The organism is Halobacillus sp. 12SKB, from assembly GCF_052941655.1.
In genome coordinates, this window is sequence record NZ_JBRFWR010000001.1 from 2345231 (window position 1) to 2365143 (window position 19913).

General features: G+C 43.1%; 22 protein-coding genes, 1 pseudogene and 1 other annotated feature. All 23 genes and pseudogenes read left to right on the forward strand.

The features are described from left to right. The 23 genes and pseudogenes from ACQ4XT_RS11270 (at nt 1) to rplU (ending at nt 19909) form a co-directional block, all read left to right on the forward strand. Entirely contained in the window at nt 1-747 is a 747-nt protein-coding gene (locus tag ACQ4XT_RS11270) for a PRC-barrel domain-containing protein (RefSeq protein WP_446853754.1), read from the forward strand. A 30-nt stretch (nt 748-777) separates the two neighbouring features. After that, entirely contained in the window at nt 778-2064 is a 1287-nt protein-coding gene (locus ACQ4XT_RS11275; protein ID WP_446853755.1) for a VanW family protein, read from the forward strand. Nucleotides 2065-2088: 24 nt separating this feature from the next. Then, nucleotides 2089-3711, forward strand: a complete 1623-nt coding sequence (locus tag ACQ4XT_RS11280; protein ID WP_446853756.1) for a GspE/PulE family protein — start codon at nt 2089-2091, stop codon at nt 3709-3711. Between the two features lie 14 nt (nt 3712-3725). Then, nucleotides 3726-4766, forward strand: a complete 1041-nt coding sequence (locus tag ACQ4XT_RS11285; protein WP_446853757.1) for a type IV pilus twitching motility protein PilT — start codon at nt 3726-3728, stop codon at nt 4764-4766. Nucleotide 4767: 1 nt separating this feature from the next. Then, nucleotides 4768-5976 carry a type II secretion system F family protein gene (locus ACQ4XT_RS11290; protein WP_446853758.1) on the forward strand — a complete coding sequence of 403 codons (1209 nt, stop codon included), beginning with the start codon at nt 4768-4770 and terminating at the stop codon, nt 5974-5976. A 137-nt stretch (nt 5977-6113) separates the two neighbouring features. After that, nucleotides 6114-6551, forward strand: coding sequence for a prepilin-type N-terminal cleavage/methylation domain-containing protein (locus ACQ4XT_RS11295; protein ID WP_446853759.1), 438 nt, complete (start codon nt 6114-6116; stop codon nt 6549-6551). A gap of 86 nt (nt 6552-6637) precedes the next feature. Next, a pseudogene (locus ACQ4XT_RS11300) lies at nt 6638-6877 on the forward strand (prepilin peptidase); the annotation flags it as partial. Nucleotides 6878-6886: 9 nt separating this feature from the next. After that, nucleotides 6887-7372 (forward strand): prepilin peptidase, encoded by a 486-nt coding sequence (locus ACQ4XT_RS11305; RefSeq protein WP_446855661.1) that lies wholly within the window; start codon nt 6887-6889, stop codon nt 7370-7372. A gap of 12 nt (nt 7373-7384) precedes the next feature. Next, on the forward strand, nt 7385-8350 hold the full coding sequence (gene pilM / locus ACQ4XT_RS11310) for a type IV pilus biogenesis protein PilM (protein WP_446853760.1): 966 nt from the start codon (nt 7385-7387) through the stop codon (nt 8348-8350). Between the two features lie 21 nt (nt 8351-8371). Further along, entirely contained in the window at nt 8372-8950 is a 579-nt protein-coding gene (locus tag ACQ4XT_RS11315; protein ID WP_446853761.1) for a PilN family protein, read from the forward strand. Further along, a complete protein-coding gene (locus ACQ4XT_RS11320; protein WP_446853762.1) occupies nt 8947-9810 on the forward strand; it encodes a hypothetical protein in 864 nt (287 codons plus the stop codon). Before ACQ4XT_RS11315 ends, ACQ4XT_RS11320 begins: the two co-directional genes overlap by 4 nt. Nucleotides 9811-9904: 94 nt before the next feature. Next, on the forward strand, nt 9905-10717 hold the full coding sequence (locus ACQ4XT_RS11325) for an SPOR domain-containing protein (RefSeq protein ID WP_446853763.1): 813 nt from the start codon (nt 9905-9907) through the stop codon (nt 10715-10717). A 165-nt stretch (nt 10718-10882) separates the two neighbouring features. Then, nucleotides 10883-11449 carry a Maf family protein gene (locus ACQ4XT_RS11330; RefSeq protein ID WP_446853764.1) on the forward strand — a complete coding sequence of 189 codons (567 nt, stop codon included), beginning with the start codon at nt 10883-10885 and terminating at the stop codon, nt 11447-11449. Nucleotides 11450-11509: 60 nt separating this feature from the next. Beyond that, nucleotides 11510-12181 carry a RadC family protein gene (radC, locus tag ACQ4XT_RS11335; RefSeq protein ID WP_143015261.1) on the forward strand — a complete coding sequence of 224 codons (672 nt, stop codon included), beginning with the start codon at nt 11510-11512 and terminating at the stop codon, nt 12179-12181. A gap of 162 nt (nt 12182-12343) precedes the next feature. After that, entirely contained in the window at nt 12344-13384 is a 1041-nt protein-coding gene (locus ACQ4XT_RS11340; RefSeq protein WP_264187738.1) for a rod shape-determining protein, read from the forward strand. An 11-nt stretch (nt 13385-13395) separates the two neighbouring features. Then, a complete protein-coding gene (gene mreC / locus ACQ4XT_RS11345) occupies nt 13396-14277 on the forward strand; it encodes a rod shape-determining protein MreC (RefSeq protein ID WP_446853765.1) in 882 nt (293 codons plus the stop codon). After that, nucleotides 14274-14801, forward strand: a complete 528-nt coding sequence (gene mreD, locus ACQ4XT_RS11350; protein ID WP_446853766.1) for a rod shape-determining protein MreD — start codon at nt 14274-14276, stop codon at nt 14799-14801. Before mreC ends, mreD begins: the two co-directional genes overlap by 4 nt. A 38-nt stretch (nt 14802-14839) precedes the next feature. Then, nucleotides 14840-15526, forward strand: coding sequence for a septum site-determining protein MinC (minC, locus tag ACQ4XT_RS11355; protein WP_446853767.1), 687 nt, complete (start codon nt 14840-14842; stop codon nt 15524-15526). Further along, a complete protein-coding gene (gene minD / locus ACQ4XT_RS11360) occupies nt 15519-16316 on the forward strand; it encodes a septum site-determining protein MinD (protein ID WP_226591224.1) in 798 nt (265 codons plus the stop codon). The genes minC and minD overlap by 8 nt, the downstream gene beginning before the upstream one ends. Before the next feature lie 111 nt (nt 16317-16427). Then, entirely contained in the window at nt 16428-17195 is a 768-nt protein-coding gene (locus ACQ4XT_RS11365; protein ID WP_446853768.1) for a peptidoglycan DD-metalloendopeptidase family protein, read from the forward strand. Beyond that, entirely contained in the window at nt 17182-18039 is an 858-nt protein-coding gene (locus ACQ4XT_RS11370; protein WP_446853769.1) for a site-2 protease family protein, read from the forward strand. The genes ACQ4XT_RS11365 and ACQ4XT_RS11370 overlap by 14 nt, the downstream gene beginning before the upstream one ends. Before the next feature lie 11 nt (nt 18040-18050). Further along, on the forward strand, nt 18051-19478 hold the full coding sequence (locus ACQ4XT_RS11375) for a ribonuclease E/G (RefSeq protein ID WP_446853770.1): 1428 nt from the start codon (nt 18051-18053) through the stop codon (nt 19476-19478). Nucleotides 19479-19514: 36 nt separating this feature from the next. Continuing rightward, nucleotides 19515-19587, forward strand: a sequence feature (ribosomal protein L21 leader region). A 13-nt stretch (nt 19588-19600) separates the two neighbouring features. Next, nucleotides 19601-19909 carry a 50S ribosomal protein L21 gene (rplU, locus tag ACQ4XT_RS11380; RefSeq protein ID WP_226591213.1) on the forward strand — a complete coding sequence of 103 codons (309 nt, stop codon included), beginning with the start codon at nt 19601-19603 and terminating at the stop codon, nt 19907-19909. The last annotated feature ends 4 nt before the right edge of the window (nt 19910-19913 follow it).

Below are 19913 nucleotides of genomic sequence, written 5' to 3' on the forward strand. Positions count from 1 at the left end.
ATGAAAAAGAGTGTAGAAATTATCGGATTTCCAATCATCAGTATTTCAGCCGGTGAAGAAATTGGACGGGTGAAATCCATTGTAATTAATCCAGAAAAAGGGTCCGTAGATTTTTTGACGGTAGAGCATGAAGACTGGCAAGTGAGTGTGAAGGCGATTCCTTTCCAAAAAATCATCGGGATCGGGAAATATGCGATTACTGTTGAAAGTAAGCATTCCATTCTGGATTTGAATGAGATTCCGATTGCAAATCAGCTGATTAACAAGAAGGTTTATATTAAAGGTGCTCAAGTTATGACTCGTGTTGGGGAATTAGTGGGAGAAATCACGGAGTACTATGTAAACGAGACGAATGGACAAATCCTTTCTGTAGATGTGACAACAGGAGATCAACATAGTATTGAAGTTTCTTCAGAGTACATCATTACCTATGGTGAAAACCTACTCATACTGAATGAAGAGTTTTCAACAGGAGAAGTGGAAGCTAGGGATTCAGAAAAAGCTCCCGCACCAATAGAAACAAAGAAATCCTTTCATTTCTCTACAACCGCTAACCAGGAGCGTATCAATGAACTTGATCGTAAGCAAGATGAATTGTTGGAAGGGAAACAAGCGACAAAAAACATTGTGAATTCTCATGGTGAGACCGTTGTCACAGAAGGAACAGTTTTAACTAAGGCTGAAATTGACCAATTAAAACAGTACGGTCCAAGCGTTATTGTTGAATTGAGCATGAATGTAAAGTAATTCAAATAGATCCAGAGGAGGTGTTAAAAGTTGAAACGATCATTGAACCTTAAGCTGCTTTCTTTAGTGGTTGCTGTTGGTATGTCGATGTTTCTTTTTACAATCGGAAGTTCAGCAGCTATTCAATTTGTCACCACTGGAAAACACCTCCCGGAAAATACCGTAATTGCTTCAGTTAATGTATCAGAAAAAAGTAGAGAAGAAGCGGTACAACTGCTTTCAGAAAAGGTACAAGACTGGAAAGACAACCATTCAATTATTGTGAAGATGGATGGCAAGGAACTGAGCGTTGATGCGGAAATGATCCAGTTTAATGTAGAATCAACGGTTGAACAAGCGATGAATACAACCATACGAGATTTGCAGGTGACCATTGATGAGTCTTATATGTCGGAACTGAAATCTTATATGAATGATTCACTGGCTAAAGAGTTTTCCCAGAAACAATTCATTGAAACTGTGAAAAGGGATGCAGCCCAATTGGTAGATTCACCATTAGAGTATGTGGCCTATGACTTTGTGAAAGGTAATACAGCCTCCCTTTATGAAAGCGTTGGGGATCAATCGGTCGTCGTGCCAAAAGAAACGAGTATGGATCGAGCGGTGAACCTATTTGATGGAGAAGAGCTTGAAGATGGGGCGGTCTTTTCATTCAACCGCTTGTTAAATAGTGATGGAATTTACGATGAAGTTTCTCTAGATGTGCTGGCATCTGCTATTTATGGAGCGAGTGTTAAAGCAGGAATGATCATTCAGGAAAGACATATCAGCCACCGATTGCCGGAGTACGCAGAAATCGGTTTGGAAGCTAATGTAGACCTGAAACAAGGTCAGGACTTGAAAGTGTATAACCCATTCTCAGGGGACTATCAACTGTCGGTAAATGCAGAAGGTGGAAATGTCGATGTCCATTGGATCGGGTACCCGACAACCTCTGACTTTCATGTTCAGTTGCTGGACCGGGAAGAAATATCACCTAAAACAATCATTCAATATTCTTCTCTTGTTCAAAGAGGGTCATTCAACCTTTTACAAGAAGGAGAAAATGGTGAGGTGGTATCGGTTTATCGTATCGACAGATCTTTATCCGACGGAGTGCAGGAGTTTATTTCAGAAGACTATTATCCTCCTGTAGCTAGAGTGGAAGAGCACCCTCCTGGTTCAGAGGGGAGTTCAACAGAGAATTCAGGGTCGGATATTGTAGACAATAGCTCTAATTCTGAAGATGGCAGTGAAGGGGACTCCAGTGATTCGAAATCATTGCAAAAGAATGAGGATGGCATTTGGGAGGTCGTTCCTGATGGAGAATCTAAGTGATGGACGAAAAAGGATGAGCCGGTCATGATCAAGAGAAAAAGGTTAGGCGATTTGTTAAAAGATGCAGGAATTATTGAAGAGAGTCAGATTCAAGAAGCGCTGGAAAGCAAGAAGCCGGACCAGAAGCTTGGGGACATTCTCGTAGAAAAGGGCTATGTGACGGAAAAGCAATTGATTGAAGTGTTGGAATTTCAACTTGGGATACCACATGTTTCTTTGTTTCACTTTCCTATTGATCCTAATGTGATTGCCATTGTCAGCAAGGAGTTTGCCCTACGCAATCTCCTTGTTCCTATTCAACGGAAAGGGGAGGAATTGACAGTAGCTATGGCGGATCCGATGGACTATTTTTCTATCGATGATTTAAAGATATCTACGGGTTTCAAAATTTCTCCTGTCATTGCAACGAAGCATGAAATTCTCCAAGCCGTTAACCGCCATTATAATTTGAATGATTCGAATCTTGATGAAAATGAAGAAGACACGGATGAAGCACCTGCGATTAAATTAGTGGACCAGTTGCTTCAGGCGGGTGTCCAACTAAAGTCGAGTGATATCCATATTGACCCTCAGGAATCCCGGGTTTTGATCCGCTACAGGATTGATGGTGTGTTAAGGACAGAACGCACGTTACCGAAGTCTTTTCAAAACAGTCTGATCGCCCGTGTGAAGATCATGGCTAATTTAAACATTACTGAAAACCGGATGCCGCAGGATGGGCGAATCAAAACGAATGTTGATCGGTCACCGGTTGATTTAAGGATATCCATCCTTCCTACAGTCTATGGAGAAAAAGTCGTCATTCGGATTCTTGACCTTTCGAATGCATTAAGTTCAATCGAAGACCTTGGTTTTAACAAGATCAATGCACAGAAATATAAGCAATTGATTGAGCAGCCCTCTGGTCTTATCCTCATTACAGGCCCTACAGGGTCGGGGAAATCGTCCACACTTTATGCATCCTTGAACCGTTTGAATACAGACGATGTCAACATTATCACGGTAGAGGATCCTGTGGAGTATCAAATCGAGGGACTGAACCAAGTCCAGGTAAACACATCCATTGGACTTACCTTTTCTAAAGGGCTCCGTTCGATTTTACGTCAGGACCCTAACATTGTCATGGTCGGTGAGATCCGTGATTCCGAAACAGCGGAAATCGCCATTCGTGCTTCGCTCACGGGGCACTTAGTCTTGAGCACGTTACATACGAACAGTGCTATAGCCACAATTCCCCGTTTGTTCGATATGGATGTGGAGCCGTATCTTGTCGTTTCTTCCTTGTCAGGTGTGATCGCTCAGCGGTTAGTCAGAAAAATATGCCGGGATTGCAGACATGCCCATGCACTTACGGAGATGGAGAAAAAACATTTTCAAAAACGTGGAATGACAGCAGATACCATCTATAAAGGATCGGGTTGTGACAGCTGTCAAAACACGGGATACCGCGGTCGGATGGCCATTCAAGAAGTGTTAGTTATTGATGATGAAATCCGGACCATGATGATGAACAATGGCAGCATCGACCAAGTCCGGCGTTACGCATTGAAGCAGGGAATGCTTTTCTTATTAGACGATGGTTTGTTGAAAGTGAAGCAGGGACTTACGACGTTAGAAGAGGTGCTCCGCGTCGCCAAAGTCGACTAGCGAGGTGGTTAGACATGAGAGAGAAATTTGATCAGCTTCTGACGGTTGCGAACGAATTTGAGGCCTCTGATATTCATTTGACAGTTGGAGTGCCTCCGATATTCAGAATCCACGGTCAGTTAAGGAAGTATGGTAAAACTCCACTTAAACCAGTAGATACGGATGGAATGGCGAAAGCAATCTTATCTGATGATTTACACCAACAGTTGCTGAGTAACCGTGAAGTGGATGTATCCTACGGAATTGCAGGCGTTTCGAGGTTTCGTATTAATATTTACTATCAAAGAAATTGTCTTTCGATGGCGGTCAGGATTGTTCCCCGGGAAATCCCTTCCATTGAAGACCTTCATATGCCGCAAGTTTTAAAGAAAATCAGCAGTTATGCCCAAGGTCTTGTTCTCGTCACAGGTCCTACAGGTTCAGGAAAATCGACGACACTCGCTTCAATGGTTGATTACATAAACCAATCCGCGCGCAAGCATATCATCACTTTAGAGGACCCAATTGAGTACACCCATAATCATAAGAACTGCATAGTGGATCAGCGGGAAGTCGGATTTGATACGAGAAATTTTGCAAATGGACTACGTTCTTGCCTTCGCCAGGATCCTGATGTCATTTTGGTTGGGGAGCTTCGTGACTTTGAAACAATTTCGACAGCACTGACGGCTGCAGAAACCGGTCATCTTGTATTTGGGACCTTACATACGACCAATGCACCAGATACGATTGACAGAATCATTGATGTATTTCCGCCCAATCAACAAGGGCAGGTGAGGGTACAGCTCGCCAACGTCTTACAGGCAATTGTCTCCCAGCGCTTATTCCGCCGTCTGGATAAAAAGGGAAGAAGAGCTGCGGTTGAGATTTTGTTAAATACACCAGCGGTCAAAAATCTGATTAGAAACGAAAAGATACATCAAATAGAAAATGTCATGCAAACGTCCAAGGCTCAGCAAATGCAAACGCTCGAGATGTCGATCCAGGAATTGCTGAAAGAAAAAGTCATTGATGAACGTGATGCAGCTCCATATATGAAGGAAGGGGGCTTATAGCATGCCTCATTATTCCTATCAAGGACGCAGCCTTCATGGCAAAGCTCAAAAGGGCAGAATGCGTGCAAATTCTAGAAAAGAAGCAGTCATGTCGTTAAAAGAGCGGGGCATTACCATATCGGAAATTAAGGAAATCGATAGTATCTTCCTAAAAGATATCCAAGTAGGAAACCCGGTAAAGCCCAAGGATTTTGTTATTTACCTGAGGCAGTTTTCTACACTCATGAGAGCCGGGATTTCTTTGCTTGAATCGACAAAAATTCTTGCAAAGCAATCAAATAGTCGGGCATTAAGTGAAGCGCTCTATGATATTAGTGAGCAATTAGAAAGTGGACGCTCTTTTTCGGATGCAGCTGACTCCCATTCGAAAATCTTTTCGAACCTATTCATCAATATGGTACGAGCGGGCGAAGTAGGGGGTAATCTCGACGATATCCTCGAACGTTTAGCTGTTTATTATGAAAAACAATACGATACAAGACAGAAAATCATATCCGCCCTAACCTACCCACTTGTGGTTGGTCTGATAGCAATCGGCATCGTCATTTTTTTGTTAACCTTCGTAGTTCCGAGGTTTGCAAGTATGTTCGACACAATGGGAGGAGAGCTACCATGGATCACTCAATTGACGCTTAGTATGAGCCAGTTTTTCCAAAACTATTGGTATGCGGCCATCCTTACCCCGGTGCTACTAATTGTTACTTTTAAGCTGCTCGTAGTAAGAAATCCAAAGCTCCAATATACAGTTGATGCGCTGAAGCTTAAAATTCCTGTTTTCGGTCCGTTGATACAAAAAGCCGCCCTGGTGCGCATGACAAGTACACTGAGTTCATTAATGAATAGTTCCGTTCCTATATTAAAATCTCTGCAAGTGACACAAAACGTCGTAGAAAATAAAGTGGTGGAACGAGCAATCATGAATAGTTACAAATCCTTGGAAAAAGGAAACAACCTCTCCGATCCATTACGGCAGTATCCTATTTTCCCACCATTAGTGATACAGATGATGGCTGTAGGTGAGGAGACAGGGTCTCTCGATTACATGCTTTCAAAGGTGGCTGAATTCTATGAATCTGAACTTGAATATACGACAGACCGATTAAAAACGTTGATTGAGCCATTAATGATCTTAGTCCTCGCACTTGTGGTCGGGGGTATAGTTGCGGCTATTGCTGTGCCGATGTTTTCGATCTTCGACACAATCAATTAAGTTTTTGTAAGAATGTGCAAAAATGCTAGTTTGCAAGCTTTTTATCCTTTATAATGAACATAGGACATTTTGCTAATGAAAAAAGTAGTACATATCCGTTAGCAGAAAATCGAAAGTACTACAAAAGGGGAGAGAAAATGAAGAAGTTAAGAGAAATGTTGAAGAATGAGAAAGGTTTCACGTTGATTGAGCTTTTGGCTGTTATCGTTATTTTGGGGATTATTGCTGCGATTGCTATTCCGGCGATTGGAGGGATTATTAATAATACAGAGGCTGATGCACATGATGCTAATGGCTTGTCACTCATTGAGTCTGCAAGATTAGCTGAAGCAAGTGGGTTAGCAATGGATGATGTGGGAGACGGAACAGATAACGGATACACTATGGATACTCTAGTAACTAACACCTTTTTAGATGCAGTTCCACAAGATCCTGAAGGTGATGGAGGTTATGATAGTGGTTTTGTGGAAATAGCAATGGATGATGATGGAGTCACTTATACTGTTACCCTGGTTGGCTCTGATGGAACCACTAACAGAGTTAATGCTCAAACTAAAGCCCAATTATCGAATTAGATCTGTATGATTATAAGAGGAGGACATAATAACCAAGTCCTCCTCATTTACTTAAGGGGAAAATGAATAAAATGTTTAATATATATATGTTTATTACCGGTACAATACTGGGCTCATTTTTCAATGTCGTCGGTCTACGCTTACCAAAAAACATCCCATTCACAAACTCACGCTCTGCTTGCCCACAATGCTCCACACCTCTGCAAGCTAGAGACTTAATCCCACTCTTCTCTTACCTCATCTCTAAAGGTAAATGTAGACACTGTCAGCGTTCGATTTCCATTACATACCCCCTCGTTGAACTGATCACAGGGTTCCTTTTTCTAGTTGCATATATGTATCTAGGTTTATCATGGGAATTCGCAGGGGCGAGTCTGTTAATTTCTCTGGCGGTTATCGTGACGGTGAGTGATTTCCACTACATGTTGATCCCGAATAAACTGTTACTTTTCTTTGCGATAACCTTTGTTATATACCGAACTATTAGTCCATTGCAACCATGGTATGACTCGATATATGGTGCTTTAGCAGGGTTTACTATCATCCTTGTAATTATTTTATTGAGCAAAGGTGGCATGGGAGCGGGAGATATGAAGCTGTTAGGAACGTTAGGAATCCTGTTGGGTTTTAAATTAACGTTGCTCACATTATTTTTAGCCACTTTCATTGGGATGGTTGTCAGTCTGACTTTGCTGGCCTTCAAAGTGATTGGAAGGAAAGATCCTTTTCCATTTGGACTATCCATTGTGCTCGCTGCGGTCATTAGTTATCTTTATGGCTTTGACCTCTTGCGATTTTATTATGATACGTTTTTCTTATAGGAGGAGAGACTTTTGTTTCGTTTTTTTAAATCAAGCGGCCGGGTGAACTTCGTAATTAAAAACCATTGCATTCGATATGTCTTTTCAAAATCAGAGCATGCATGGGAGATCGATGACACTGGTGAAATCGTTCTCCCTCCTCATATTATGGAGGACGGGAAAATCAAAGACTCCAGGGAGCTTATGAGAATTGTTGATAGCTTCATTGAAAATAAAGGCTGGAGCAATAAACCGCTCTATTTCACTGTACCGGATCATTCGGTGGTTGTACGTCCTTATGAAGTGCCCGTTCACTTGAAGAATGATGAGATCAAAGGTTACTTATATATGCAATTGGGGGAAACCCTGCATCTTCCTTTTGATGACCCTGCATTCGATTATAGTATCCTCAGTGAAAATGAGGAAAAGAAAAAGCTGCTTCTTTTCGCTTTTCCAGAAGAACAGATTCGAATGCTGGATCAGGTGTTCAGAGGGACCAAGCTGAAAACGAAAGCGGCTGATATTAGTGCGCTGTCCATTTATCGTTTATACGAATATTTGGATTTAACCGTAGACGGAGAACATTTACTTTTGATCGATTGGAATTTAGATGGTTGTGTGCTGACAGTCTTCAACGAACACTTGCCGGCATTTATCAACCATACAAAAAGTCCGCTTCCTATGACGTTATGGAAACGAGAAAACGGCTGCTATTTATGGCAGGGGGATGATGAAGGTCCAACCGAATTTACTTATGATCAGGTAAATGAAGTAGAAAGAATTATGGATTTTTACAAATTTTCTGTTATGAATGGAGAAGCTTCGGTATCTAAAGTCCTTCTTACAGGAGATTGGCCGGAGAATGAACGGGTAAGGGTGTTGCTTGAAGAAAGAGGGATCCAGGTCGCTGCTTTGAAAGATGCAGACGTATTCTTGAATTCAGACCAATCTTCAAGCGTTGAATATATGGATGCGATTGGATTATCCATCAAGCCTTAAAGAGATGGAGGGGATGAGAGAATGGTAGTAGAAATTAATTTACTGGAACAAAAAGAAAAGAGAAATGTCCTCCCGTATTTAGTTGTCGCTTTTTTTGCTCTCCTATTATTAATCCTGTCCATCGTTTTCAATGCTCAAGAGTCAACCCTGGTCGAAGAAGCTTCCCGCTTGGATGAGCAGATCTCACAGGTACAGGTTGAACAGGAAAGCTTTGCAGCGACACCTGGAGGAGAAGGAACCGAAAGAGAACAGTTGAAGAATTCTCTTGAACAGTTGAAAGGTACGGTTGTTCCTACGATCCCTGTGGTCGAGGGTCTTGTATCTTTGCTACCGGAGCGAGGATTTTTTGAATCGTTCGCTTTAACGGGAGCTTCTGAAATAACAGTGAATGTAAGGTTTGACACGATCCAGGAAGCGGCTGAATACACGAATACCCTTCTTCAACAATCATTTATCTCTGACGTTGAATTAGCAGGGGTGGATACAGAAGTTGTAGATGATACAGAGGACCTATACGATTATCAACCCCGTTATACCGCGAGTTATTATATTGTTCTTGAGGAATCTATCCTCGCTACTGAGGGGGTGTCTACCCAATGAAAATCGAATGGAATCGTTCGAGTTTATGGGGCATCATTGCAGGGGTTGTCCTAATCATAGCGTTTTACATACTAGGTCAAAGAGTCATTTTGGATCCATATCAGGAGCGGGTGGCAGAAAAGGAAGCGACCTTAGCTCAAGAGCAGAAAATCCTTTCTGCCATAGAGAATAACCAGGAAGATAGTGATAGAGAACAAATCCTCAGTTCCCGTACAATGCAGCAGCAGTTGCCGGTCGTTCCTCTCATCGACCAAATGTTGATCGGTCTGGACCGGGCCGAGAATGCTTCAACAAGTTTGATCAACAGTATAGGTATTGCTGATTCTGAGTCATCCGTATCTATTGTAGAACGAGAAGAAGAATCGGAAGTGAATGGTGAAAATGATGAAAGTGAGAAGGGGGTAGATCTACAGAGTGATGCTCCCTCGGAAGATGAGGCTGGGCAACGGATTGAAGGGCTGCATACTCTTCAGTTCACCCTCGAGGTGACTTCTGAAAATTATGATGAAATGGTCTCTTTTATGAAAGAGATTCAATCGTTATCACGGGTCATACAAATCGAGTCGATCCAGTTTGATGCACCGGAGAGCGAGAATGAACTAGGCTATTCCATCGTCTTGAATAGTTACTATCAGCCATTATATGCCAATCTTGCTAATGAAGCGCCACAATACCATTATGGTGGAAGTCCGAACAAGGTGGACCCTTTTGCTTTCGAACAGTGGGATCATCCGAAGCCATCTGTATCTACAAAAACTGAGGAAACAGATCAGGAAGAGTCTTTGGATGGAGAAGATCTTGATCCAGTAGAAGATGACGAGGAAGAATCCTCCGAATCAGAAGTTGAAAGTCAATTGTAAGCCAAAATTGTCGAAGGACTACTGACAAATTTCAGCGTCGTTTTCAAAACTGCTGTGATAGGGTTGGAACAAACCTTGCAGGAGTGATCAAACCATGGATTCCAAAAATAAGATCTCCATCTCATTTCGGAACGAACATCAGCAGGAAACAAAACATGAAGTTGTTCGGACACAAAAGGAACATGCCGCTGCCATAGAGGAAGATAAGGAAGATGAACGTCCCGCTACCCGGGTGTACCACATTCCTTTTAAAAAGAAACGCTTTTCTTCAACACCAGTGAGGCCGTTGATCACTACCGCTCTGACCGCCCTATTTGTTAGTCTTGCCCTTGGTTTCCTGCTGCTTCGCATGTTTGTATCTTTAACAGATTCATCTGAGGCAGGCACGGAAACCATACCTGCATCTGGAGAGGCGAATACGGACACGGAAGTGGTGACATCAAAAGAAGAACCAACGGCCGAGCTTCCGGCAGGCCCCGCGCAAACGTTTGATACATATATCGTTCAAGCGGGAGCCTTTTCTACGGAGGGAAAGGCGAATGAATGGCAGAGTAAACTGACAGCTCTTCTTGTACCTTCCCTGGTTTGGCAACGGGATGGTCAATATTTCTTGTTTGTTGGGAGTGCACCGAATAAACAGGAAGCAGATCAAATTGCTGATCGTCTTGCAGGAAAAAGCATTGAGACTTATGTGAAACCTTTTGTCGTTACGATTGATAAAGAAATACCTCAAGCGTTGATCACCGCAATAGAAACCCATGAAATGGGAGGTTTGTCAGAGGCTGAAAGGAAGAAGCTCATGGGTGAAGTGGGTAAGAATACATCACTTGGACAAGCTTTGAGTGAATGGGAATCCCAGGATGATACGAATATTAATTGGTTAAAAGTTGCTCAATCATTAGAATAAGGAATACATCACGTGATATTCTAAGAAAAAAGGGAGTTTTCTTAACGGGAAACTCCTTTTTGTATATCTTTTTCTTGTAGAAGATGGTTATTTCTATTATCTACTGTTTTATGGGCATCTTGTAGAATAGAAAGAGCCCCATGTGTAGAGAGGATGAGTTTTGGGATGAAGCGCTTAGTCTTAGGGTCACAATCCCCAAGGAGAAAAGAATTACTTGAGCTGGCAGGCTTCGAGTTTGATGTCCGTCCTTCGAACGCTGAAGAAGTGATCGAAGAAGGGATGTCACCTGAAGAAGCCGTCCTTCACTTAGCGAGGTTAAAGGCTGAAAACGTAAAGGTGGGGGAGAGTGAGGTACTCCTGACTTCTGATACTGTCGTTGTTTACAATGGTGAAATCCTGGGGAAACCAAAGAATCATCAGGAAGCAAGAAAGTATCTAAGAACTTTAAGTGATACGACACACGAGGTTTATACAGGTGTTTGTTTAAAGACAGATCAAACTGTGGATCTGTTTCATGTTAAGACAGAAGTGACCTTTTACGCGTTGTCAGAGGATGAGATCGAGGCATATATCGGGACTGGGGAGGCCTGGGATAAGGCTGGTGGGTACGGCATCCAGGGCAAAGGATCTTTGTTTGTAGAAAAAATTCATGGAGACTATTTCAGTGTAGTTGGTCTGCCACTGTCAAGGGTGGCGCGTGAACTTAAGAGGTTAGGTATCTTCCCTGAGTAACTCCTTCTTGCATGGGGACTTAGAAGGAAAGGATGCGTATCTTTGACCCAAACGAGTGTTATGATCAAGGATGTTCCGAGGCAAGACCGCCCCAGGGAGCGGCTGATTGAACTCGGAGCTTCTCATTTATCGAATCAGGAACTGTTTGCCATCCTGTTAGGAAGCGGGACGAAGCGTGAGTCCGTAATGGAGCTCTCCAACCGGCTTCTTGTCCATTTTGAAGGAATCATGCTTCTTAAAGATGCAACCATTGAAGAGCTTACAGCCATTCGCGGGATTGGATCAGCAAAAGCTGTTTTGCTTCTGGCAGCGATTGAATTAGGAAAACGCATGCAAAAAATGAAGCCTGTGGAACGTTATATGATTAGAAGTCCAGAAGATGGCGCGGACTTTATCATGGAAGAAATGAGAGATCTGAAGCAGGAGCACTTCATCTGTTTGTTTTTAAACACGAAAAATCAAGTCCTCCATCGACAAACCATCTTTATCGGAAGCTTGAATGCTTCGATTGTCCACCCTAGAGAGGTGTTCAAAGAAGCGGTGAAAAGGTCTGCTGCTTCTATTATTTGCGCCCACAACCATCCTTCCGGAGACCCGACTCCATCACAAGAAGATATCCAGGTGACACGCAGGTTAAAAGAATGCGGAAAGATGATTGGCATCGAATTGCTGGATCATCTTGTCATTGGTGATCGCAAATTCATTAGTCTTAAAGAAAAAGGCTATTTGTAACACTATCTATTTTTGTGGATTTTTCGTATAATTGAATAGATGAAAAAGAAAAAGCGCCATTTATAGGATCTCCTTATAAATAGGCGCTTCTTCTAATCATGATTCTATATAGATGCCTAACCCCCGTTGATAGGAAAACGGGTTTTAGAAAGGAAGATATTATTGGGGATTTTTGGATTCTCTCAAGATTTAGGAATTGATTTGGGCACTGCAAATACTCTTGTCTTTTTGAAAGGTAAAGGAGTGATTGTCCGAGAGCCTTCAGTTGTTGCCAAAAATACACAAACCGGTGAAATTGAAGCTGTCGGAAATGATGCGCGAAACATGATCGGGCGAACGCCAGGTTACATAAATGTTATCCGACCGATGAAGGATGGCGTTATTGCCGATTATGATACGACTGCTCAAATGATGAAATATTATATAAAAAAAGCGTTAAAAACACGTTCCTCTTTTGCAAGTAAACCAAATGTCATGGTTTGTGTACCCTCCGGCATTACGATGGTTGAAGAGCGTGCAGTCATTGATGCAACGAAACAGGCGGGAGCGAAAGAAGCCTATCCGATTGCGGAGCCATTTGCGGCTGCCATCGGTGCAGGACTTCCTGTATGGGAACCGACCGGAAGCATGGTTGTTGATATTGGTGGAGGCACAACAGAGGTGGCGATCATCTCTCTTGGTGGAATCGTTACGAGCCAGTCCATCCGTATTGCAGGAGATGAGATGGATGACAATATCATTCAACATGTGCGCAAAAAGTACAACTTGATGATTGGTGAGCGTACGGCTGAAGAAGTGAAAATGGAATTGGGTGGAGCTGGAGAAGTCTCTGAAGTTGACGAAATGGACATCAGGGGACGGGATTTGCTCAGCGGCCTGCCGAAAACCATTACAATCCAAAGCGACGAAATTGTAAGTGCTATGAAAGATACGATTGATTCAATTATAGAAACGGTCAAAAATACGTTAGAAAAAACCCCTCCAGAACTAGCGGCGGATATCATGGAGCGCGGGATTGTCCTTACCGGGGGAGGCGCCTTGCTAAGGAACATCGATACAGTCATCAGTGAAGAAACGAACATGCCCGTATTTATTGCCGACAATCCGCTTGATTGTGTGGCGGTTGGAACAGGAAAGTCTTTGGAGTATATCCATCATTTCCGTTCTCAGCCGAATGTAGCAAGCCGGGCGAAAATGGAGTAGTATAACCCGTTATGCCCTCGTTATTTCGCAGAAAAAGACTGATGATTGTATTAGTAGGATTTATCGTACTCGTAGCATTAATCGGCTTTTCGATCCGTGACCGTGATTCGTTAAGCACACCTGAGAAATTTCTACAGGATTCGGTGGGTTGGATGCAAACCGTCTTCCATAAACCGGTCAGTCTTGTGGACAATACCATTGAAAATATTCAAGACATGTTTGGTGTTTATGAACAGAACGAAGTATTGAAGGCGAGGCTTTCAGAATACAAGGGTGTCATTCAGGAAAACCAAAGACTTCGTAGCGAAATTGGTGAACTCCAGCAAACGTTGGATAAGTCAGATAGTTTGAGTGAGTATTCCCCTGTGCAGGCAACGGTCATAGCCAGAAGTTCAGACCGTTGGTTTGAGCAGATGACGATCAATAAAGGGGAAGAGCACGGCGTTGAAAAAGATATGGCTGTTATGACAAGTGACGGTCTGATTGGGAAAATCAAGTCTGTTGGTGCTTTTCATTCGACGGTACAACTCTTAAGTGGGTTCGATCGTTCGAACAAAATTTCTGCCTGGGTCGTTCGGGAGGATCAGGATGAAGCCTTCGGTCTGATTGAAGGCTATGATGATGAAACCGGACGTCTATTACTAGAGGAAATCAAGTTAGATGAAGAGCTCAAGCCAGGGGACACTGTGATCTCATCTGGATTAGGAGGAGTTTTCCCCAGCAACTTGAGAATAGGAACGGTCGAAGAAGTCGTCAATGACCAGTTTGGGTTGACGCAAACCGCCTATGTAGAACCATTTGCCGATTTGTTTGATATCAATCATGTGATGGTTGTGGATCGAACAGCAGAAACGGTGGATCCGGAAGCTGAACAGGAGGAAGAAGCATCATGAGTCGATACTTCATTGCACTACTATGTTTGTTTTTCTTGATCATGCAGGGGATGGCCATGAGTATGCTGCCGGCTAATCTTGTTTACTCTGATTTGCTTATGACACCCCATTGGATCTTGATCTTCCTTTTGATTATTGCCATTTTCTATGACAAGGACGATACGTACAACGCTGTGTGGTATGGCCTTGCCTTCGGCTTATTGATTGATGTCGTCTACACAGGCGTTCTCGGGGTATATATGATTACATATACGCTGATCATTTATACCGTGCATGGTCTAAACAAATGGCTGCATGCCAACTTTTTTGCAGCCTCCATATTGGCGGTCGTCGGTGTGGCTTTAGCTGATACGATGTTGTATATCATTTATTCATTCGTACAAATTACATCCATGACTTGGGGAGATTACGCTCTATTGAGACTGCTGCCGACCCTGGCAGCCAATATGATTTTCTTCATCCTCCTCTATCCACTAGTGAAGGAAAAGGTGTATGCCTGGGGTGAAGAAGTGAGCAATATCTAATTTGGTGGAAATGTTTGAGGTTTGAGGTGAAAGAGACTATGGCTGCTAATGTACAGAAGGTGATGATTAAAGGAACAAGAGACGGTCTGACATTGCATTTGGATGATCAATGTTCCTTCTCATCCCTTTTAAAAGAATTGCAAAACCAATTGTCAATGAACGGACTGACAGATGAACATCCGATGATCCGTGTGACGATTAAGCTTGGCAACAGGTATTTGACTGAAGAACAAAAAGAAAAGCTCACAGAGGTTGTACGGGAAAAGCAGAAACTCGTCGTTGAGAAAATCGAGTCGGATGTTTTGACGAAAAAGGAAGCACTTGAGTGGAAAGAGAATACGGAAATCACCCCCGTCGCTAAAACCGTCCGATCCGGACAGTTGGTTGAAGTCAAGGGAGATCTACTTTTGATTGGTGATGTGAATCCAGGTGGACAAATCAAAGCCACGGGCAACATTTTTGTCATGGGGAGTTTGCGCGGAATTGCGCATGCAGGATTTGAAGGGGATACGGATGCGGTGATTGCATCTTCTTACATGCAGCCGAGCCAACTAAGGATTGCCGATCAATTAAGTCGTTCGCCGGACTATGAATCTGAGGGTGTGTATATGGAATGTGGATTCATTGATGAATCCATGGAGAAAATCCGTATCGATCGAATACAAGAGGTTGTAAAAAAGAGACCGGATCTGGTTAGTTTTGAAAGGAGAATGATCAATGGGTGAAGCGATAGTCATTACCTCTGGAAAGGGAGGGGTCGGAAAAACGACAACTACTGCGAACCTGGGGACCGCTTTGGCCTTGCAGAAAAAGAAGGTGTGTCTCGTTGATACTGATATCGGTCTCAGAAACTTGGATGTCGTGATGGGTCTTGAAAACCGCATCATCTATGACATTGTCGATGTCGTAAACGAACGCTGTAAAACGAAACAGGCCTTAATTACGGATAAGCGTTTTGATTGCCTTCATTTGCTTCCAGCGGCCCAGACCTCAGATAAATCTGAAGTAACTCCGGAAGCGGTCAAAGCCATTGTTCAGGAATTGAAGCAGGAGTACGATTATGTCGTCATCGATTGTCCGGCCGGGATCGAGCAAGGGTATAAAAATGCGGTCGCAGGTGCGGATAAGGCGATTGTAGTAACGACTCCTGAAAAATCAAGCGTCCGTGATGCAGACCGGATTATTGGACTTTTGGAGCAGGAAGAAATGGAATCTCCGAAGCTTGTGATCAACCGTATCCGGAATCATATGATGAAGAACGGGGACATGCTTGATGTTGATGAAATCGTCAATGTCCTGTCTATTGATCTATTGGGCATCGTTATTGATGATGATGCCGTTATTAAAGCATCCAATAGTGGAGAGCCTGTGGCTATGAAGCCTAATTCCAAAGCTTCTCTTGCTTATCGAAACATTGCAAGAAGAATTCTAGGGGAAACGGTCCCCCTTATGAAGCTTGATGAAGAACGAGGCGTTCTTGCGAAAGTGAAGAAATTCTTCGGCATGCGAACATAAAGATCGTGGTTTCACCTGTCACACCTTGTGGCAGGTTTTTTTATTTTGAATTAATAAACCTCCTCCTTGTCCCATAGACTGATAGAAAAAGACGTAGAGAGGGGTTTGGTTGTGAAAAAGAACATACGTGATGTACGCAAGAATATAGCCGATCGTAAAAAGAGAAAAATGCATAGTCAGGGGACAAGCCCGCCTGGAGGTTTCTCTCCACCCCAGGATGAAGAAATGCATGGCTATCCCCCACTGGTTAATAATTATGGCCATAAACCGGTGAAGAAGGAAGGTCAGTCAAGTGCTGTGTCTCGTTTAGGCATACAGGTGTTATTCGCTGTCTTACTTTTTGCCGTCGTAGCCTTAGGGAAAAATACCGACCTCGCTGTTGTGAAAGTACCGGGCGATTGGGCAGTCAGCCAAATGCAGGAAGAATTTCCTTTTGCCAAAGTAACGGCATGGTACAGCGACCGTTTCGGCGATCCTTTACAAGTCATCCAGCCGGATGATGAAGCGGATCAAGAACCTCTTGCCATGCCTGTAAATGGAACCGTGACGACTCCATTCCAAAATGATGGGAAGGGGATTATTTTAACAACGGAAAATGGATCTCAAGTAAAAGCGGTGCGAGAAGGAACCGTCATTTTTGCAGGCAATGACCCGGATTCAGGGAAGACGGTGGTTTTACAGCACGAAGATGGAACGAAAACCACGTACGGATATTTATCCTCCATTGATGTCCATTTATATGAACATGTCCAATCGCAAAAGGATTTGGGATCCGTGAAAGCGGAAGAGGGGCAGGCAGCTGAATTTTTCTTCGCCATTGAAAAAGACAATACATTCCTAGATCCAGTACAGGTGATCAAAGTGAATGAAGGTCCTTAAATTTCACGACCATATCCATGTCCACCCCCTCTTCTTTTTGCTCGCTCTTTCTGCTCTATTGACAGGGGCGATTTATGAATTTATCGTTTTGTTTTCTATCGTGTTTGTTCATGAGCTGGCCCATTTCCTTATGGCAAAACGGTTCAAATGGCGTGTGGAAAAAATGGAAATCTGGCTGTTCGGCGGGGCTGTCGTGAGCGAAGAGCACAACACAAGGCCCTTCCGGGAGCAGATGTTAGTAGTCATGGCCGGTCCTTTTCAGCATTTGTGGATCTTCGTCTTACTCAAGACCATTCAATCCATGATAGGCGTTCACCCTTTATTAGATGCCGCCTTTTTTTATAATGGGTTAATTTTTCTTTTTAACATGCTCCCGGTTTGGCCGTTGGACGGGGGGAAGTTGCTCTTTTACTTATTAAATCGTTTCTTTGCATTCAGGGTTAGTCTAGTTGTAGCGCTCTGCCTTTCACTTCTTTTCATGACAGTTGCTGGCTTTTGGATGTTTATGGAGGGGCGTTGGACGTTAGCGGCTATCCTTCTCACCGCCTTTTTATTTATTGAGAACATCCTGGAATGGAAACGGAAGTCTTACACGATGATGCGTTATCTCCTTTATTGCACGTATCAAGACAGGGAAACATTGAAAATCAAATACGTAAACGTACATCAAGAAACGCTTGTCCGTGATGTGCTGAAGAACATCCACTCCAACCGGCGCCACAAGTATGTATTGAAACATTCGAATCCTTTCTATATAGTAGATGAACAAGAGTGTCTCCGGGCTTTTTTTGAACAAAAAAAGCCGCATTTAAAAGTACGGGACATTGCTGAAATCGCTATATGACGAGGGATGACATGAGAAAATTAGTTTTACATACAAAGGCAGCTGAAAAATCGGGAGTGGTCATTGAAAATGGGGAAATCCATGAATATGTTATCGACCGGCCCGGTGCTGAAAAGCTCACGGGCTCTATTTTTTTAGGTAAAGTAGAACGTGTGGATCAAGGTTTGGATGCAGCCTTTATTGACATAGGAGCGGATCGATCAGGTTTTCTAAGGAAGGATATGGTTCCATGGTGCGAAGGGAATTTATCAACTGCATTGAGTGAAGGGCAGAGAGTTGTTGTACAAGCAATAAAGGAACCTGTGGGGAACAAAGGTGCTGCACTGACCGCTGACGTGACTGTGCCCGGGTTGTACACCGTTTATCAACCTTTTGCTCAAGGGAAACTTTCGATATCACGAAAGCTGGAAGTCGAGAAAAGAGCTGAGCTGGAGTGGCGGTTGGAGCAGGAATTGGAAAGTCCTGAAGGATGTATCATACGAACGGCAGCTGGAGACGTTGCTCCCGAGACCGTTATCGAAGAGCTGAGAGGCCTCCGGGTGGAGTGGGAAACGATGGTACAAAATAACGTTAATCAACCTTGTTGTTTATGGAGTGAGCCGAGCATTCCTGATGCATTCCTTCGTAAATTTCCAGCGACGACCATTCAAGAAGTGCTCATTGATGAAGCGAGCACCTCTAAACGTTTGAAGAAAAAGTTTCCTTCTATGGCAGAACGTATCCGCTGGGAAAGTGATGTGGAAAGAAATCTACCTGTATCCTTGGCGCGTCTTCAGGAGCAACTCATCAATCCTCTTGTTGAGTTGAGTAATGGGGTCAGCTTAGTCATCGAAGAAACGGAAGCGATGACAGTCATCGATGTCAATAGCCATAAGATAAAAGGGAGCTCTTTTGCAAACTCCCAGGCCCTTGATGTCAATAGAGCAGCAGCAAAAGAAATTCAAAAACAGATTCGTTTAAGAAATTTATCGGGCATCATTCTTATTGATTTCATTTCCATGAAAAATGAGAATAAAGAGAAAAAACTCGTCTCAGAAATGAGAGATCTTGTGAAAAAGGATCCTACAAAGACGAATGTGTTCGGAATGACTAAATTGGGACTTTTAGAAATGACGCGGAAAAGGGAAAACGCCAGTCTCCCTTCGTTATTAACCCACCCCAGGGAAGTGAATTTTACGGATGAGACGGCCGTTTACCGTTTAGAAAGGGAGCTTCTTAAAAAGAGGGAAGCCGAGGCTTTGATGATCGCTGTGCATCCGAATTTCATGGATTGCAAAAAACAATTGCTTTCTGAGCCGATTTCTAGTAAAATTCCACAGGAGCTGTTTGTTAGGCAGGATGCTGACATCTCTGGCTATCAAATAGAGCTTGAAGGGTCTTATGACATGATCCGGGAAGCTGTTCAGCGTCGCGGATATCATGTTGACAACTTGTTTTGATCTGTGGTAACATTGTTTTGTTATTCTAGTAGCACTCCGTTGCTACAACCGCACAGAACAGGTTTTAAAACCGATTTCCGGTACCTGAATGGCGAGTCTGAGTATATTGAGGAGGTGCAAGTATGTACGCAATTATTGAAACTGGTGGTAAGCAGGTAAAAGTAGAAAAAGGCCAGGAGATCTATGTTGAAAAAATGGACGTAGAAGCTGGTGAGTCTATCACTTTTGACAAAGTTCTTTTCGTAGGTGGAGATAACACGAAAGTTGGTGCTCCATACGTTGACGGTGCTTCTGTAACAGCTAAAGTTGAAAAACAAGGCCTTCAGAAGAAATTGACTGTCTTCAAATACAAGCCTAAAAAGAACTACAAGCGCAAACAAGGTCATCGTCAGCCGTATACGAAACTTGTCGTTGAAGAAATCAACGCGTAAGGTT

What these genes read in the sequence shown, in the direction of transcription:
- ACQ4XT_RS11290 (WP_446853758.1), top strand. Translation starts at nt 4,768, where the DNA reads ATGCCTCATTATTCCTATCAAGGACGCAGCCTTCATGGCAAAGCTCAA.
- minC (WP_446853767.1), top strand. Translation starts at nt 14,840, where the DNA reads ATGGCTGCTAATGTACAGAAGGTGATGATTAAAGGAACAAGAGACGGT.
- ACQ4XT_RS11330 (WP_446853764.1), top strand. Translation starts at nt 10,883, where the DNA reads ATGAAGCGCTTAGTCTTAGGGTCACAATCCCCAAGGAGAAAAGAATTA.
- ACQ4XT_RS11315 (WP_446853761.1), top strand. Translation starts at nt 8,372, where the DNA reads ATGGTAGTAGAAATTAATTTACTGGAACAAAAAGAAAAGAGAAATGTC.
- mreC (WP_446853765.1), top strand. Translation starts at nt 13,396, where the DNA reads ATGCCCTCGTTATTTCGCAGAAAAAGACTGATGATTGTATTAGTAGGA.
- ACQ4XT_RS11280 (WP_446853756.1), top strand. Translation starts at nt 2,089, where the DNA reads ATGATCAAGAGAAAAAGGTTAGGCGATTTGTTAAAAGATGCAGGAATT.
- mreD (WP_446853766.1), top strand. Translation starts at nt 14,274, where the DNA reads ATGAGTCGATACTTCATTGCACTACTATGTTTGTTTTTCTTGATCATG.
- minD (WP_226591224.1), top strand. Translation starts at nt 15,519, where the DNA reads ATGGGTGAAGCGATAGTCATTACCTCTGGAAAGGGAGGGGTCGGAAAA.
- ACQ4XT_RS11285 (WP_446853757.1), top strand. Translation starts at nt 3,726, where the DNA reads ATGAGAGAGAAATTTGATCAGCTTCTGACGGTTGCGAACGAATTTGAG.
- rplU (WP_226591213.1), top strand. Translation starts at nt 19,601, where the DNA reads ATGTACGCAATTATTGAAACTGGTGGTAAGCAGGTAAAAGTAGAAAAA.
- radC (WP_143015261.1), top strand. Translation starts at nt 11,510, where the DNA reads ATGATCAAGGATGTTCCGAGGCAAGACCGCCCCAGGGAGCGGCTGATT.
- ACQ4XT_RS11305 (WP_446855661.1), top strand. Translation starts at nt 6,887, where the DNA reads ATGTATCTAGGTTTATCATGGGAATTCGCAGGGGCGAGTCTGTTAATT.
- ACQ4XT_RS11320 (WP_446853762.1), top strand. Translation starts at nt 8,947, where the DNA reads ATGAAAATCGAATGGAATCGTTCGAGTTTATGGGGCATCATTGCAGGG.
- ACQ4XT_RS11375 (WP_446853770.1), top strand. Translation starts at nt 18,051, where the DNA reads ATGAGAAAATTAGTTTTACATACAAAGGCAGCTGAAAAATCGGGAGTG.
- ACQ4XT_RS11295 (WP_446853759.1), top strand. Translation starts at nt 6,114, where the DNA reads ATGAAGAAGTTAAGAGAAATGTTGAAGAATGAGAAAGGTTTCACGTTG.
- ACQ4XT_RS11370 (WP_446853769.1), top strand. Translation starts at nt 17,182, where the DNA reads ATGAAGGTCCTTAAATTTCACGACCATATCCATGTCCACCCCCTCTTC.
- ACQ4XT_RS11325 (WP_446853763.1), top strand. Translation starts at nt 9,905, where the DNA reads ATGGATTCCAAAAATAAGATCTCCATCTCATTTCGGAACGAACATCAG.
- ACQ4XT_RS11270 (WP_446853754.1), top strand. Translation starts at nt 1, where the DNA reads ATGAAAAAGAGTGTAGAAATTATCGGATTTCCAATCATCAGTATTTCA.